The organism is Streptomyces sp. NPDC028928, assembly GCF_055564915.1.
The window spans coordinates 208,532-222,709 of sequence record NZ_JBVHVI010000010.1 but is presented as its reverse complement, the minus strand read 5'-3'; the positions used below and the strand labels follow the sequence as shown (position 1 = coordinate 222,709).

Here is a 14,178-nt window from a genome sequence, read left to right as displayed (position 1 = left end):
TCCCCCGGCGCGGTCGTAGCCTGTCCGCCGCTTCACGCGTAACGTGACGAAGCATGAAGATCCTCATCAGTGCCGACATGGAGGGTGCCACGGGCGTCACCTGGCCCGCCGACGTGCTGCCGGGGACGCCGCAGTGGGAGCGGTGCCGGTCGATGTTCACCTCGGACGTGAACGCCGCCGTGGAGGGCTTCTTCGACGGCGGGGCGGAGCAGGTCCTGGTCAACGAGGCCCACTGGACCATGCGCAACCTCCTCCTGGAGCGGCTCGACGAGCGGGTCGAGATGCTCACCGGCCGGCACAAGGCGCTGTCCATGGTGGAGGGCGTCCAGCACGGTGACGTCGACGGCATCGCGTTCGTCGGCTACCACGCGGGCGCCGGCATGGAGGGCGTCCTCGCCCACACCTACCTCGCGAACCAGATCACCGGGGTGTGGCTGAACGACGTCCGCGCCAGCGAGGGTCTGCTCAACGCGCACGTCGTCGCCGAGTACGGCGTCCCGGTCGTCCTCGTGACCGGCGACGACGTCGCCTGCGAGGACGCCCTGGGCTACGCGCCCGAGGCACTGAAGGTGGCCGTCAAGGACCATGTGTCGCGGTACGCGGCCGTGTGCCGGACGCCGGCCAGGACCGCGGCCGACATCCGCGCGGCCGCCAAGGAGGCGGCCCGCCTGGCGGTCCGCCACGAGCCCGCACGGGGTGGGCCGTTCACGGTCGCCGTCGAGTTCGACGCCGAGCACCTCGCGACGGCCGCCACCGTCGTCCCCGGCGTGGCGCGGATCGGGGAGCGGAAGGTGGCGTACACCAGCGCCACCATGTACGAGGGGATCAGGACGTTCAAGGCGGTCACCACGATCGTCTCTGCCGCCGTGGAGGAGCAGTATGGCTGACCAGCAGGCCGACGAACTGGCCCTGGCCGAGGTCGTGGAGTTCACTTCCGGCCTGATCCGTATCGACACCACCAACCGGGGCGGCGGCGACTGCCGGGAGCGGCCCGCCGCCGAGTACGCGGCCGAGCGGCTGGCCGGGGCGGGCCTGGAGCCGCTGCTGCTGGAGCGCACCCCGGGCCGCACCAACGTGGTGGCCCGTATCGAGGGCACCGACCCGTCCGCCGACGCGCTGCTGGTCCACGGCCATCTCGACGTCGTGCCCGCCGAGGCCGCCGACTGGCGGGTCCACCCGTTCTCCGGCGAGGTCCGGGACGGTGTGGTGTGGGGGCGCGGCGCCGTCGACATGAAGAACATGGACGCGATGATCCTGGCGGTCGTCCGGTCCTGGGCCCGGCAGGGCGTACGGCCCCGCCGCGACCTCGTCATCGCGTTCACCGCCGACGAGGAGGCCAGCGCCGAGGACGGCTCCGGCTTCCTCGCCGACCGGCACCCCGAACTCTTCGAGGGCTGCACGGAGGGCGTCAGCGAGTCGGGCGCCTTCACCTTCCACGACGGTTCCGGCCGGGAGATCTACCCGATCGCCGCGGGGGAGCGGGGCACCGCCTGGCTCAAGCTCACCGCGCGGGGCCGCGCCGGGCACGGCTCCAAGGTGAACAAGGAGAACGCGGTGACCCGGCTCGCCGCCGCCGTCACCCGTATCGGCGAGCACGAGTGGCCGCTCCGCCTCACCCCGACCGTGCGGGCCGCCCTCACCGAACTCGCCGCGCTGTACGGCATCGACGCCGACCTCACCGACGTGGACCGGCTGCTGGACAAGCTCGGCCCGGCCGCCCGGCTGGTCGAGGCGACCGTCCGCAACAGCGCCAACCCGACCATGCTCCAGGCCGGTTACAAGCTCAACGTCATCCCCGGCGAGGCGGTCGCCTACGTGGACGGACGCTACTTGGCGGGCGGCGAGGAGGAGTTCACCGCCACGCTGGACGAGCTGACGGGCCCGGACGTCCGGTGGGAGTTCGAGCACCGCGAAGTGGCCCTCCAGGCACCGGTGGACGCGCCCGTGTTCGCCAGGATGCGGGCCGCCGTCCAGGAGTTCGCGCCCGGCGGGCACGTGGTGCCGTACTGCATGTCGGGCGGCACCGACGCCAAGCAGTTCTCCCGGCTCGGCATCACCGGCTACGGCTTCACCCCGCTGAAGCTGCCCGCGGACCTCGACTACCAGGCGCTGTTCCACGGCGTGGACGAACGGGTGCCCGTCGAGGCCCTGCACTTCGGGGTCCGGGTCCTGGACCGCTTCCTGCGCACGGCATAGCCGGTGGGGGACGAGGTGCTGACATCGCCGTACGGATCCTGGCCGTCGCCCGTCGACGCGGCGCTCGCCGCCGCGCACGACGGCCGGCCGGACTGGGTGGACTTCGTCGGCGACGAGATCTGGTGGACCGAGCCCCGCCCGGCCGAGGGCGGCCGACGGGCCCTGGTGCGGCGGCGCACCGAGGGCGGCGAGGAGTCGGTGCTGCCCGCGCCGTGGAACGTGCGCAGCCGGGTCATCGAGTACGGCGGCCGGCCCTGGGCCGGGGAGATCCACGACGGCCGGCCGCTGATCGTCTTCGTGCACTTCGCCGACCAGCGGCTGTACCGGTACGAGCCCGGCGGCGAGCCCGTCCCGCTCACCCCCCTCTCCCCGGTGGGCGGCGGCCTGCGCTGGGCGGAGCCGCGGGTGGACCTCACCCGCGGTGAGGTGTGGTGCGTGCTGGAGGAGTTCACCGGCGACGGCCCCGACGACGTGCGGCGGGTCCTGGCCGCCGTACCGCTGGACGGCTCGGCCGCCGAGGACCGCGGTGCCGTCCGTGAACTGCTCGGCCCCCGCCACCGGTTCGTCACCGGTGCCCGGCTCTCACCGGACGGCCGGCGGGCCGCCTGGCTGGCCTGGGACCATCCGCGGATGCCGTGGGACGGGACGGAGCTGCTGGTCGCCGATGTGACGGAGGACGGCCTGCTGAAGGACGCGCGGACCGTCGCCGGCGGACCGGACGAGTCCATCGCCCAGGTCGAGTGGTCGGCGGACGGCGGGCTGCTGTACGCGAGCGACCGCGGCGGCTGGTGGAACCTCTACCGCGACGGCACCCCTCCCCCACCCTCCGGGCGGGGGGACCCCCGTCTCGCTTCGCTCGCCCCGCGCGAGGAGGAGTTCGCCGGGCCGCTGTGGCAGCTCGGGCTGCGCTGGTTCGCGCCGCTGGACGACGGGCTCGTCGCGGTCGTGCACGGACGCGGGCCGGCCGTCCTCGGGATACTCGACCCGGAGACCGGCGAGATCGTCGACGCCGCCGGACCGTGGACGGAGTTCACCGCCACCCTCGCCGTCCACGGCGAACGCGTCGTCGCGGTCGGCGCCGGTCCGCGCACCGCCCACGAGGTGGTCGAGCTGGACACCGCCACCGGCCGCGCCCGCGTGATCGGCGCCCGGCACCGGGACCCCGTCGACCCGGCCTACTACCCAAAGCCGCGGATCCGCACCTTCCGCGGCCCGGACGGCCGTGAGGTGCACGCCCACGTCCACCCGCCGCACCACCCCGCACGGACCGCACCCCAGGGCGAGCTGCCGCCGTACGTCATCTGGGCGCACGGCGGCCCCACCAGCCGGGCGCCGCTCGTGCTGGACCTGGCCATCGCCTACTTCACCTCGCGGGGCATCGGCGTCGCCGAGGTGAACTACGGCGGCTCCACCGGATACGGCCGGGCCTACCGGGAGCGGCTGCGCGAGCAGTGGGGCGTGGTCGACGTCGAGGACTGCGCGGCCGTCGCCCGCGCCCTCGCCGACGAGGGCACCGCCGACCCCGCCCGGCTGGCGATCCGCGGCGGCAGCGCCGGCGGCTGGACCACCGCCGCCTCCCTGGCCACGACCGACGTCTACGCCTGCGGCACCATCGTCTACCCGGTGCTCGACCTCACCACCTGGGGCCCCGGCGAGACCCACGACTTCGAGTCCCGCTACCTGGAGTCGCTGGTCGGCCCGCTCGCCGAGGTGCCCGCCCGGTACGCCGAACGCTCCCCGACCGCGCACGCCGACCGGCTCACCGCCCCCTTCCTGCTGCTCCAGGGCCTGGACGACGTCATCTGCCCGCCCGCCCAGTGCGAACGCTTCCTCGCCCGGATCGCGGGCCGGGGCGTGCCGCACGCCTACCTCACCTTCGAGGGCGAGGGGCACGGATTCCGCCGGGCCGATACGATGATCCGCGCCCTGGAGGCCGAACTGTCCCTGTACGCCCAGGTCTTCCGGCTGGAGCCGGAACCCCCGGTAGCGAAGGTGGAGCTGACCCCGTGAACCCACTCGTGCGGCCGCGCCGGCTGGCCCCGGGCGCACGGGTCGCCGTCGTCGCCACCAGCGGGCCGGTGCCCGAGGAACGGCTGCAGGCCGGCCTCGACGTGCTGCGCGGCTGGGACCTCGACCCGGTGGCCGGCCCCCACGTCCTGGACCGGCACCCCGGGTTCGGCTACCTGGCCGGCACGGACGCCGACCGCGCCGCCGACTTCCAGAACGCCTGGTGCGACCCCGCCGTGGACGCCGTCCTGTGCGCCCGCGGCGGCTACGGCGCACAGCGCATGATCGACCTCCTCGACTGGGACGCGCTGCGGGCCGCCGGCCCCAAGGTCTTCGTCGGGTTCAGCGACCTCACCGCGCTGCACGAGGCCATCGCGACCCGCCTGGGGCTGGTCACGCTGCACGGGCCGATGGCGGCCGGCATCGACTTCATCAAGAACGCCCGCGCCCAGGACCACCTGCGGGCCACGCTCTTCGCCCCCGAGACGGTCCGCACCCTCGCCTCCGGCGGCACACCCCTGGTGTCCGGCCGGGCCCGCGGCACCACCCTCGGCGGCTGCCTCAGCCTGCTCGCCGCGGAACTCGGCACCCCGCACGCCCGGCCCTCCGCGCGGGGCGGGCTGCTCTGCCTGGAGGACGTGGGCGAGGAGACGTACCGGCTGGACCGGTACCTCACCCAACTCCTGCGCTCCGGCTGGCTGGAAGGGGTCCGCGGGGTGCTGCTCGGCTCCTGGAAGGACTGCGCGGACTACGCCCGGGTGCGGCGCCTGCTGGCCGACCGGCTGACCCCGCTCGGCGTCCCGGTGGTGGAGGACTTCGGATTCGGCCACTGCGAGGGAGCGCTCACGATCCCCTTCGGTGTCGCGGCCGAACTCGACGCGGACTCGGCCACGCTGACCCTCGACGAGCCCGCCCTGCGCTGACGCCGTAGGCTGGCCGGATGCCGCACCCTCCGTCCCGTCACCTCGCCGAAGGACCGCGCGTCGCCATCCGCCCCTTCACCCTCGGGGACGGCCCCGAGTTCACCGCGCGCGCCCGGGAGAGCAAGGACCTGCACCGGCCGTGGCTGTTCCCGCCGGACAGCGACGAGGCGTACGCCGACTACGCCGGCCGGCTCATCGAGGAACCCGACCGGGCCGGCTTCCTGGTGTGCGAGAAGGACACCGGGGCCATCGCCGGCTTCATCAACATCAACAACATCGTGCGGGGCGGCTTCCAGTGCGGTGCCCTCGGCTACGGGGCCTTCGCGCACGCGGCCGGGCGGGGCCTGATGCGCGAAGGCCTGGAGCTGGTGATCGGGTACGCGTTCGGGCCGCTGGGCCTGCACCGGCTGGAGATCAACGTCCAGCCCGGCAACGCCGCCTCCATCGCCCTCGCCCGGGGCGCCGGCTTCCGCCTGGAGGGCTTCTCCCCGGACATGATCTACGTCGACGGGGCCTGGCGCGACCACGAACGCTGGGCCCTCACCACCGAGATGCGCGGGGGAGCGGCTCAGCCCCGCTGATCCACGTACTCGAAGACCGACCCGTCCGGATGCATCGCCAGCAGATTCCGGCCCGCCGGCGTCGGCACCGGTCCCGCGACGATCCTGGCGCCCAGCTCGTCCAGCAGCCGGTGGGCCTCGTCCACGTCCTTCACGGCGATCGTCGCCGCCACCCTGCGCAGGATCTCCAGCTCCGACTCCGGGCCGCTCATCAGCAGGAAGGAACCGACCGCGGCCACCTCGACACCACCGCGCCGGAAGCGCGAGGCTCTGCCGCCGGTCAGCCGCTCGTAGAAGGGGATCGCGGCTTCGAGGTCGTCGACGCAGATGCGCAGCGAGGCGCCCAGAATCTCCATGCGTCCGAGCCTAGTTGGCGCCCCCGCCCGCGCGCAGGGCCCCGGCGTTACCGCCTGTGCCCGGCGGGTACCCGGATGGTATGGACCGTTCTGATCACCTGGAACATCTGGACAAGCACCTCGTCGAAGAGCTGGCACAGGTGGCACGCGAGACGGTACGCGACGAACTGCGCGAGCAGTCCCGCAAGCAGCGCCGCACCGCCATGCTCTACGCCGCGTCGGGTGCCGTCGCGCTGTACGCGGGCGGGGCGGTGGCCCTCGCCGTGGGCCTGGCCCTGGCCATCGGCCTGCCCGGCTGGGCCGCGGCCCTGATCACCGCGGCGCTCCTGGGAGTGGTGGCCTACGCGCTCCGCGGCGCCGCCCACTCCGGGCACGGCCACCGCACCCCGCACCGCGTGGTCGGCGGTAGCACACCGGCCACCCCGCCGACCGGCCTCGGCATGCCGTACCCGCCGATGCCGGACACCCCGCCGGACACACCCCACCACAGGGCCTGAGCCCGACGCCCGACCCCGACGCGGAGGGGTGGGACAGCCGCCCCACCCCTTCGCACCCCTCTGCGCTCACCCGGCCAGCTGCGGCAGCACCTTCGTCCGGTAGAAGTCGAAGAAACCCCGCTGGTCCGGGCCGATCTGGTTCACGTACACCCGGTCGAACCCGGCGTCGCCGAACGCCTTCAGCGCCGAGACGTGCTCGTCCACGTCGTCCCCGCACACCGACTTCTCCCGCACCATGTCCTCGGTGACCAGCTCGTGCAGCTGCTCGAAGTGCCGGGGCGAGGGCAGCACCTGCCCCATCTCGCCGGGCAGCAGCTCGTTGAACCAGAGCCGGTGCACCGTCCGGACGCATGCGTCGCGGTCGGCGCCGTAACAGACCTTCGTGCCGCCGCTGACCGGCTTGGCCCCGCCGCCGCCCTTGCGGAACCGGGTGACCATCTCCTCCTCCGGCATCATCGTGATGTAGCCGTCGCCCACCCGGGCGGCGAGCGCCGTCGCCTTCGGGCCGAAGCCGGAGATGTCGATCGGGACGGGCTCGTCGGGCACGGTGTAGAGGCGGGCGTTCTCCACGGTGTAGTGGGTGCCGTGGTGGTTGACCTCCTCGCCGGTGAACAGCCGGCGCATCACCTGGATCGCCTCCTCCAGCATCTCCAGGCGCACGTGCAGCGGAGGCCAGTGGTCGCCGAGGATGTGCTCGTTCAGCGCCTCGCCGGTGCCCACACCCAGCCGGAAGCGGCCTTCGGTCATCACCGCGCTGGTCGCCGCGGCCTGCGCCACGACCGCCGGGTGCGTCCGGACGGTCGGGCAGGTCACCGCCGTCTCGATGGGCAGCGACACCGCCTCCGACAGCGCCCCGATCACCGACCACACGAACGGGCTCTGCCCCTGCGCGTCGTTCCACGGGTGGAAGTGGTCGGAGATCCACAGCGCCTGGAAGCCGGCCTGCTCGGCCATCCGGGCCTGCTCGACGAGGGCTGCGGGGTCGTGTTCCTCGCTCGCCAGGAAATAGCCGTACTCGGGCATGGGGAAACCTCCGCGCGGGCGCAGCTGAAGGTGGTGTGATCCGGTCCCGGCCCGGGTAACCGGCGGCGACCGGGCGAAACGCCGCCCCGGCGGGGCACGGCGGGGACGCGTTCGGGTGCTCGGACCGGCGTACGGGTGACCCGCCCGGCGTTTGGGTGCCCCGGCCCCGGTTACGCGGAAGACCTCGGACGAGCCACACCGCCGGAGGCCCACCGTGAGCCGACCTCACGTGGTGATCATCGGGGCCGGTTTCGCCGGGTACCGGGCTGCCCGCACCCTGGCCCGGCTGACCCGGGACCGGGCCGACATCACCCTGCTCAACCCGACCGACTACTTCCTGTACCTGCCGCTGCTGCCGCAGGTCGCCGCCGGCGTCCTGGAGGCCCGCCGGGTCACCGTGTCGCTGCCCGGCACGCTGCGCGGGGTGCGCCTGGTGCTCGGCCAGGCGGACGGGGTCGACCTGGACGGGCGCACCGTCCGCTACGCCGACCCCGAGGGCGGCATCGGCAGCCTCGGTTACGACCGGCTGGTGCTGGCCGTCGGCAGCGTCAACAAGCTGCTGCCGATCCCCGGTGTCGCCGAGCACGCGCACGGGTTCCGCGGGCTGCCCGAGGCGCTCTACCTGCGCGACCACGTGACCCGGCAGGTGGAACTCGCCGCCGCCGAGGACGACCCGGGCAGATGCGCCGCCCGGTGCACCTTCGTCGTGGTCGGCGCCGGCTACACCGGTACCGAGGTGGCCGCCCAGCTGCAGATGCTCACCGACCGGCTGGTCCGCCGGCATCCGCTGCCCGGCGGTCTGCGTCCCCGCTGGATGCTGCTGGACGTGGCACCGCGGGTGCTGCCGGAGATGGACGAGCGGCTCTCCCGTACGGCCGACCGGGTACTGCGGGCGCGGGGCGTCGACGTGCGGATGGGCACCTCGGTGAAGGAGGCCACCCGGGACGGGGTGCTGCTCACCGACGGGGAGTCCATCGCCTCCCGGACCCTGGTGTGGTGCGTGGGCGTACGGCCCGATCCGCTGGTGGAGGCCGTCGGGCAGCCGCTGGAACGCGGGCGGCTGATCGTGGACCCGTATCTGCAACTGCCGGGCCGCACCGACGTGTTCGCCTGTGGGGACGCGGCCGCCGTGCCCGACCTGGAGCGGCCCGGGAAGTTCACCCCCATGACGGCCCAGCACGCCTGGCGGCAGGGCCGGGTGGCCGGGGAGAACGTGGCCGGCTCGCTCGGCCTCGGCCGGCGCCGGCGTCCGTACCGCCACCGGGACGTGGGCTTCGCCGTCGACCTGGGCGGGGCCCGGGCCGCCGCCAACCCGTTCGGCGTCCCGCTGTCGGGCCTGGCGGCCGGTGCCGTCACCCGCGGCTACCACCTGGCCGCGCTGCCCGGCAACCGCGTCCGGGTCGCCGCCGACTGGCTGCTGGACGCCGTACTCCCGCGCCAGGGCGTCCAGTTGGGCCTCGTACGGGCCTGGTCGGTGCCGTTGGACACGGCCTCACCGGAACTGGCGCGGGTACCGGACGGCTCGGAGCGGCCGTCCGCCCAGGCAGGAGACGAGCCCATGACGCACGAGTCGACACACAAGCCGGAACCGGGACGGCGGACGATCGCCGAGCCCGGAAAGAACCAGCCGGGCGGAGAGCCGGCGAAGAACCAGCCGGGCGGGGAGCCCGCGAGGAATCAGCCGGGCGGGGAGCCCGCGAAGAGCCGGCCCGGTGGGGAGCCCGTCGAGGGCGGGCCGGACCATCCGGCGCCCGGACCCGTCCGGCGCACCGACAGCCCCGACCCCGCGGACCGCGACTGAGGCACGACCCGGCGCAACCCAGCGCAAGCCAGCGCAAAGGAGACCGAGGAGATCCATGAAGACCGACGAACTCGCCGAACTGGGCCAGCAGTTGCGCGTGGACAGCGTGCGGGCGTCCGCCGCCGCGGGATCCGGGCACCCCACGTCCTCGATGTCCGCCGCCGACCTGCTGGCCGTCCTGCTCGCGCACCACCTGCGCTACGACTTCGAGCGCCCCGAACACCCCGCGAACGACCGGTTCGTGCTGTCCAAGGGACACGCCTCGCCGCTGCTGTACGCCGCGTACAAGGCGGCCGGCGCGATCGAGGACGGCGAGCTGGTCACCTTCCGCAAGATCGGCAGCCGGCTCGAGGGCCATCCGACGCCCCGCCGCCTGCCGTGGGTGGAGACGGCCACCGGCTCGCTCGGCCAGGGCCTGCCCGTCGGAGTCGGCATCGCCCTCGCCGGGAAGCGGCTGGACCGCACCGGCTACCGGGTCTGGGTGCTGTGCGGCGACAGCGAGCTGGCGGAGGGCTCGGTGTGGGAGGCCGCCGAACACGCCGGCTACGAGAACCTCGACAACCTGATCGCCATCGTGGACGTCAACCGGCTCGGCCAGCGCGGCCCCACCCGGCACGGCCACGACCTGGACGCCTACGCCCGCCGCTTCCAGGCCTTCGACTGGCACACCATCGAGATCGACGGCCACGACGTCGACGCCATCGACCGGGCCTACGGGGAGGCGCTGTCCACCACCGGGCAGCCCACCGTGATCCTCGCCCGCACCCTGAAGGGCAAGGGCGTGGCCTCCGTGGAGGACCGCGAGGGCCTGCACGGCAAGCCGCTGCCCGAGGCCGAGGAGGCCGTCGCCGAACTCGGCGGCCCGCGCGACCTGCGTGTACGGGTGTCCGAACCGCAGGCGGCGGCCGCGCTGCGCTCCCTCACCACCGAGGTCGTCCAGCTGCCCCGCTACGACCAGGGCGACGAGGTCGCGACGCGGGACGCCTTCGGCAAGGCCCTCGCCGCGCTCGGCACCGCCCGCGGCGACATCGTCGCCCTGGACGGCGAGGTCGGCGACTCCACCCGCACCGAGGAGTTCGCCAAGGCGCACCCCGACCGGTTCTTCGAGTGCTACATCGCCGAACAGCAGCTCGTCGCCACGGCGGTCGGCATGGCCGCGCGCGGCTGGGTGCCGTACGCCTCGACGTTCGCCGCCTTCCTGACCCGCGCCCACGACTTCGTGCGGATGGCCTCCATCAGCGGCTCCGGCCTCAACCTGGTCGGCTCGCACGCCGGTGTCGCGATCGGACAGGACGGGCCCTCCCAGATGGGCCTGGAGGACCTCGCGATGTTCCGGTCCGTGTACGGCTCGACCGTGCTGTACCCGTGCGACGCCAACCAGACCGCCCGGCTCGTCGCGGCCATGGCCGGCCTGGACGGCATCCGCTATCTGCGCACCTCCCGCGGCAAGACCCCGGTGATCTACGGCCCCGACGAGGAGTTCCCCGTCGGCGGCAGCAAGACGCTGCGCTCCAGCGAGGAGGACCGGCTGACGGTCGTCGCGGCCGGGGCGACCGTACCCGAGGCGCTGGCCGCCGCCGACCGGCTCGCCGCCGACGGCATCCGGGTGCGGGTGATCGACCTGTACTCGGTCAAGCCCGTCGACGCCGGGACCCTGCACCGGGCCGCCGAGGACACCGGCTGCCTGCTCACGGTCGAGGACCACCACCCGGAGGGCGGCCTCGGGGACGCCGTCGCGGAGGCGTTCGGCGACGGCCGCCCGACACCCCGCCTGGTCCGGCTCGCGGTGCGCACCATGCCGGGCTCCGCCGCGCCCGACGAGCAGCTGCACGCGGCCGGCATCGACGCCGTGGGCATCGCGGCGGCGGCCAGGCTGCTGGTCGAGGAGGCGGTCGTGCGATGAGCCGCGCCGACGCGCGGACCATACGGGCGGGCCGCCGCACGGTGCGGATCCAGCGGCCGGGGAAGGTGCTCTTCCCCGGCGGCGGGGGCGCGAAGGAGTACACCAAGGGCGACCTCGCCGACTACTACCGGTCCGTCGCGCCGTACATGCTGCCGCACCTGCGGGGCCGCCCGCTGATGCTGGAGCGGTATCCGGACGGCCTGGACGGCCAGCGCTTCCTGCAGAAGAACACCCCGGAGCACTACCCGGAGTGGATCACCCGCGCCGAGGTCGCCAAGGAGGGCGGCACGGTCACGCACGTCGTCTGCGACGACACCGCCACCCTCCTGTACCTCGCCGACCAGGCCTGCGTCACCCTGCACCGCTGGCTGTCCCGCACCGACCGGGCCGGCGGCCCCGACCACCCCGACCGGCTGGTCTTCGACCTCGATCCGGCCGGCGACGACTTCGCCGCCGTCCGGGACGCGGCCCACCGGATGCGGGAGCTGCTGGACGAGCTGGGCCTGCCCGTGGCGCCCATGACCACCGGTTCCCGCGGCCTGCACCTCGTCGTCCCCCTGGACGGCCGCGACGACTTCGACGAGGTGCGGCGCTTCGCTCATGACGTCGCCGAGCTGGCCGCCTCCCGGCATCCCGACCGGCTCACCACCGCGGCCCGCAAGCAGGACCGGGCGGACCGCCTCTACCTGGACGTACAGCGCAACGGCTACGCCCAGACCGCCGTCGCCCCCTACACCGTCCGGGGCCGCCCGGGCGCCCCGGTCGCCGTGCCCCTAGCCTGGAAACAGGTGGACGATCCGGCGCTGGACGCCCGCCGGTGGAGCATCGCCGACGCCGTCGACCAGGCCCGGACGGAGCCGTGGGGCGAGCTTCCCCACCGTGGCCGTTCCCTGGCCCCGGCCCGACGCCGTCTCGATGACTTGCGCTCCTGAGGTTTGGCCAAGGGCGGAACGGCCACACGCAGGGAGAGGTGGCCATGTCGAACACAAACAGCACTTCGAATTCACAGAGTTCACAGAAAGCACAGGACTCTCAGCACTCCCACAACTCCGACAACGCGCACGAGACGCAAGGCGGTGCCCACCGCAACGCGAACAGCCGGCGACCGACCCCCATGGAGGTGCTGCGCCAGGCGCGCAGCCAGCTCGCCGAGCTCACCGGACTCGCCCCCGAGTCCGTCTCCTCCTTCGAGGAGACCGAGGACGGCTGGGCCCTGGAGGTCGAGGTCCTGGAACTCGCCCGGGTCCCGGACACGATGAGCCTGATGGCGAGCTACCAGGTCGAGCTGGACCCGGAGGGCCAGCTGACCGGGTACCGGCGTGTCCGCCGCTACGAACGCGGCAGGGCCGATGCGCGCGGTGGCCGCTGAGCCACGGCGCGTGCTTCCCGCCCGCGCGGACCGTGCACCCACTACGCAGGAGGAGGAATCGCCGGCATGACTGTTGTTCCGGCACAGCAGACCGGAGGCGGAGGCGGCAGCAGCGGCCTCTACGACGTACTTGAGCTGGTCCTGGACCGAGGGCTCGTGATCGACGCGTTCGTCCGCGTCTCCCTGGTCGGCATCGAGATCCTGAAGATCGACGTCCGGGTCGTCGTGGCCAGCGTCGACACCTACCTGCGGTTCGCAGAGGCGTGCAACCGCCTGGACCTGGAAGCCGGCCCGCGCAAGAGCCCGGGCCTGCCCGATCTCGTGGGCGAGATCACCGAGTCCGGCGCCCGCGGCAAGTCCAAGGGCGCGCTGTCCGGCGCCGCGCAGACCATATCCGACGCCTTCAACCAGGCGCGCCAGGAAGGGGAGACCGAGTCCAGGCCGCGGCGGAAGGCTCCGGCGCGCCGTAAGGAGGAGCAGGAGTGAGCACCTACGTCTACGGGATCACCGCCCGGTCCCACCCGGAGCTGCCCGAGGGCATGACCGGGGTGGGCGAGCCGCCGCGCACCGTCCGCGTGCTCACCGCGGGTGAACTGGCCGCTGTCGTCAGTGACGCGCCCGAGGACCTGCGCCCCAAGCGCCGGGACCTGCTCGCGCACCAGAACGTGCTCGCCGAGGTGGGCGCGGGCGGCTGTGTGCTGCCGATGCGGTTCGGCAGCGTCGCCGCCGACGACGACGCCGTCACCCAGGTGCTCACCGAGCGGGCCGAGCACTACCTGGAGCGGCTGCGCGAGCTGGACGGCAAGGTCGAGTACAACGTCAAGGCCACGCATGTCGAGGAGGCGGTCCTGCACCTCGTGATGGCCGAGAACGCGGACGTCCGCTCCCTCGCCGAGGCCAACCGCAGGGCCGGCGGTGGCAGCTACGACGACAAGATCCGCCTCGGTGAGATGGTCGCCTCCGCCGTGAAGGCCAGGGAGGCCGAGGACGCGCAGGACGTACAGGGGCTGCTCGCACCGGCCGCCTCCGCCGTCAGCGTGGGCCCCGAGTCCACCGGCTGGCTGCTGAACGTGTCGTTCCTGGTGGCACGGAGCACGGCCGAGGACTTCCTCGCCACCGCTGAGCAGGTCCGCAAGAGCCACCCCCATCTGGACCTGAGGGTCAACGGGCCGCTGCCGCCGTACAGCTTCGTCGAGCCCGGCCCGGCGCAGCCCGCCGGCAGCGCGGCCGGCGCGGACGCCGGCGCGCAGTAGCGCTCTCGGCCCGGACGGAAAGGAGAACGCCATGGGGCTGATCGGCGAAGTGCTGATGCTGCCGTTCGCGCCCGTGCGCGGCAGCGCGTGGGCCATCAGGCAGGTGCTCCGCGAGGCGGAACGGATCTATTACGACCCCGCCACCGTACGGGCCGAACTCGCCCGCCTGGAAGAGCAGTTGGAGGCCGGTGAGATCACCGCGGAGGAGTTCGACCAGCGCGAGGACGAACTTCTTGACCGGCTGGAGGCGACCATGCGCTCCGGCGACACCACAGGCAACGGGACGTGAG

Annotated in this window: 15 protein-coding genes; 13 read left to right on the top strand and 2 right to left on the bottom strand. The window is 73.7% G+C overall.

Annotated elements, in window-relative coordinates; all coding sequences use genetic code 11:
- Positions 1-53: 53 nt before the first annotated feature.
- The 5 genes from ACZ4U1_RS24665 to ACZ4U1_RS24645 are packed head-to-tail and all read left to right on the top strand — an operon-like array spanning position 54 to position 5,707.
- Positions 54-887, top strand: coding sequence for a M55 family metallopeptidase (locus ACZ4U1_RS24665; protein WP_467905999.1), 834 nt, complete (start codon positions 54-56; stop codon positions 885-887).
- Positions 880-2,196 (top strand): M20/M25/M40 family metallo-hydrolase, encoded by a 1,317-nt coding sequence (locus ACZ4U1_RS24660; RefSeq protein ID WP_467905997.1) that lies wholly within the window; start codon positions 880-882, stop codon positions 2,194-2,196. The genes ACZ4U1_RS24665 and ACZ4U1_RS24660 overlap by 8 nt, the downstream gene beginning before the upstream one ends.
- 15 nt (positions 2,197-2,211) lie before the next feature.
- Positions 2,212-4,206 carry a S9 family peptidase gene (locus tag ACZ4U1_RS24655; RefSeq protein WP_467905995.1) on the top strand — a complete coding sequence of 665 codons (1,995 nt, stop codon included), beginning with the start codon at positions 2,212-2,214 and terminating at the stop codon, positions 4,204-4,206.
- Positions 4,203-5,126 carry a S66 peptidase family protein gene (locus tag ACZ4U1_RS24650; RefSeq protein ID WP_467905994.1) on the top strand — a complete coding sequence of 308 codons (924 nt, stop codon included), beginning with the start codon at positions 4,203-4,205 and terminating at the stop codon, positions 5,124-5,126. Before ACZ4U1_RS24655 ends, ACZ4U1_RS24650 begins: the two co-directional genes overlap by 4 nt.
- 17 nt (positions 5,127-5,143) lie before the next feature.
- The gene (locus tag ACZ4U1_RS24645; RefSeq protein ID WP_467905992.1) at positions 5,144-5,707 is read left to right on the top strand and encodes a GNAT family N-acetyltransferase; all 564 of its coding nucleotides are present in this window, start codon (positions 5,144-5,146) and stop codon (positions 5,705-5,707) included.
- Here the strand turns inward: ACZ4U1_RS24645 and ACZ4U1_RS24640 are convergent.
- The gene (locus ACZ4U1_RS24640) at positions 5,695-6,042 is read right to left on the bottom strand and encodes a VOC family protein (protein ID WP_467905991.1); all 348 of its coding nucleotides are present in this window, start codon (positions 6,040-6,042) and stop codon (positions 5,695-5,697) included. The two genes, ACZ4U1_RS24645 and ACZ4U1_RS24640, sit on opposite strands and share 13 nt — an antisense overlap.
- 80 nt (positions 6,043-6,122) lie before the next feature.
- On the opposite strand from ACZ4U1_RS24640, the gene ACZ4U1_RS24635 reads away from it, so the two are divergent.
- Entirely contained in the window at positions 6,123-6,539 is a 417-nt protein-coding gene (locus ACZ4U1_RS24635) for a phage holin family protein (protein WP_467905989.1), read from the top strand.
- A gap of 66 nt (positions 6,540-6,605) precedes the next feature.
- Here ACZ4U1_RS24635 and ACZ4U1_RS24630 read toward each other — a convergent pair whose 3' ends face one another.
- On the bottom strand, positions 6,606-7,562 hold the full coding sequence (locus ACZ4U1_RS24630) for an LLM class F420-dependent oxidoreductase (RefSeq protein WP_467905988.1): 957 nt from the start codon (positions 7,560-7,562) through the stop codon (positions 6,606-6,608).
- Positions 7,563-7,776: 214 nt separating this feature from the next.
- Here ACZ4U1_RS24630 and ACZ4U1_RS24625 point away from each other — a divergent pair, with 214 nt between their 5' ends.
- The 7 genes from ACZ4U1_RS24625 to ACZ4U1_RS24595 all read left to right on the top strand — a co-directional run bounded on the left by ACZ4U1_RS24625 (position 7,777) and on the right by ACZ4U1_RS24595 (position 14,177).
- The gene (locus tag ACZ4U1_RS24625) at positions 7,777-9,363 is read left to right on the top strand and encodes an FAD-dependent oxidoreductase (protein WP_467905986.1); all 1,587 of its coding nucleotides are present in this window, start codon (positions 7,777-7,779) and stop codon (positions 9,361-9,363) included.
- A gap of 55 nt (positions 9,364-9,418) precedes the next feature.
- A complete protein-coding gene (locus tag ACZ4U1_RS24620; protein ID WP_467905984.1) occupies positions 9,419-11,266 on the top strand; it encodes a transketolase in 1,848 nt (615 codons plus the stop codon).
- Positions 11,263-12,198 (top strand): non-homologous end-joining DNA ligase, encoded by a 936-nt coding sequence (ligD, locus tag ACZ4U1_RS24615; RefSeq protein ID WP_467905983.1) that lies wholly within the window; start codon positions 11,263-11,265, stop codon positions 12,196-12,198. Before ACZ4U1_RS24620 ends, ligD begins: the two co-directional genes overlap by 4 nt.
- Positions 12,199-12,242: 44 nt before the next feature.
- Entirely contained in the window at positions 12,243-12,635 is a 393-nt protein-coding gene (locus ACZ4U1_RS24610) for a gas vesicle protein GvpO (RefSeq protein WP_467905982.1), read from the top strand.
- 66 nt (positions 12,636-12,701) lie between these two features.
- Positions 12,702-13,121 carry a gas vesicle structural protein GvpA gene (locus ACZ4U1_RS24605; RefSeq protein ID WP_467905980.1) on the top strand — a complete coding sequence of 140 codons (420 nt, stop codon included), beginning with the start codon at positions 12,702-12,704 and terminating at the stop codon, positions 13,119-13,121.
- Positions 13,118-13,888 carry a GvpL/GvpF family gas vesicle protein gene (locus tag ACZ4U1_RS24600; RefSeq protein WP_467905979.1) on the top strand — a complete coding sequence of 257 codons (771 nt, stop codon included), beginning with the start codon at positions 13,118-13,120 and terminating at the stop codon, positions 13,886-13,888. Before ACZ4U1_RS24605 ends, ACZ4U1_RS24600 begins: the two co-directional genes overlap by 4 nt.
- Positions 13,889-13,919: 31 nt before the next feature.
- The gene (locus ACZ4U1_RS24595; RefSeq protein WP_467905978.1) at positions 13,920-14,177 is read left to right on the top strand and encodes a gas vesicle protein GvpG; all 258 of its coding nucleotides are present in this window, start codon (positions 13,920-13,922) and stop codon (positions 14,175-14,177) included.
- Position 14,178: the final 1 nt, after the last annotated feature.

Excerpts from the sequence above, each read along its gene's own strand:
- ligD (WP_467905983.1), top strand. The coding sequence starts at position 11,263 with ATGAGCCGCGCCGACGCGCGGACCATACGGGCGGGCCGCCGCACGGTG.
- ACZ4U1_RS24620 (WP_467905984.1), top strand. The coding sequence starts at position 9,419 with ATGAAGACCGACGAACTCGCCGAACTGGGCCAGCAGTTGCGCGTGGAC.
- ACZ4U1_RS24595 (WP_467905978.1), top strand. The coding sequence starts at position 13,920 with ATGGGGCTGATCGGCGAAGTGCTGATGCTGCCGTTCGCGCCCGTGCGC.
- ACZ4U1_RS24635 (WP_467905989.1), top strand. The coding sequence starts at position 6,123 with ATGGACCGTTCTGATCACCTGGAACATCTGGACAAGCACCTCGTCGAA.
- ACZ4U1_RS24630 (WP_467905988.1), bottom strand. The coding sequence starts at position 7,562 with ATGCCCGAGTACGGCTATTTCCTGGCGAGCGAGGAACACGACCCCGCA.
- ACZ4U1_RS24640 (WP_467905991.1), bottom strand. The coding sequence starts at position 6,042 with ATGGAGATTCTGGGCGCCTCGCTGCGCATCTGCGTCGACGACCTCGAA.
- ACZ4U1_RS24660 (WP_467905997.1), top strand. The coding sequence starts at position 880 with ATGGCTGACCAGCAGGCCGACGAACTGGCCCTGGCCGAGGTCGTGGAG.
- ACZ4U1_RS24645 (WP_467905992.1), top strand. The coding sequence starts at position 5,144 with ATGCCGCACCCTCCGTCCCGTCACCTCGCCGAAGGACCGCGCGTCGCC.
- ACZ4U1_RS24605 (WP_467905980.1), top strand. The coding sequence starts at position 12,702 with ATGACTGTTGTTCCGGCACAGCAGACCGGAGGCGGAGGCGGCAGCAGC.
- ACZ4U1_RS24610 (WP_467905982.1), top strand. The coding sequence starts at position 12,243 with ATGTCGAACACAAACAGCACTTCGAATTCACAGAGTTCACAGAAAGCA.
- ACZ4U1_RS24665 (WP_467905999.1), top strand. The coding sequence starts at position 54 with ATGAAGATCCTCATCAGTGCCGACATGGAGGGTGCCACGGGCGTCACC.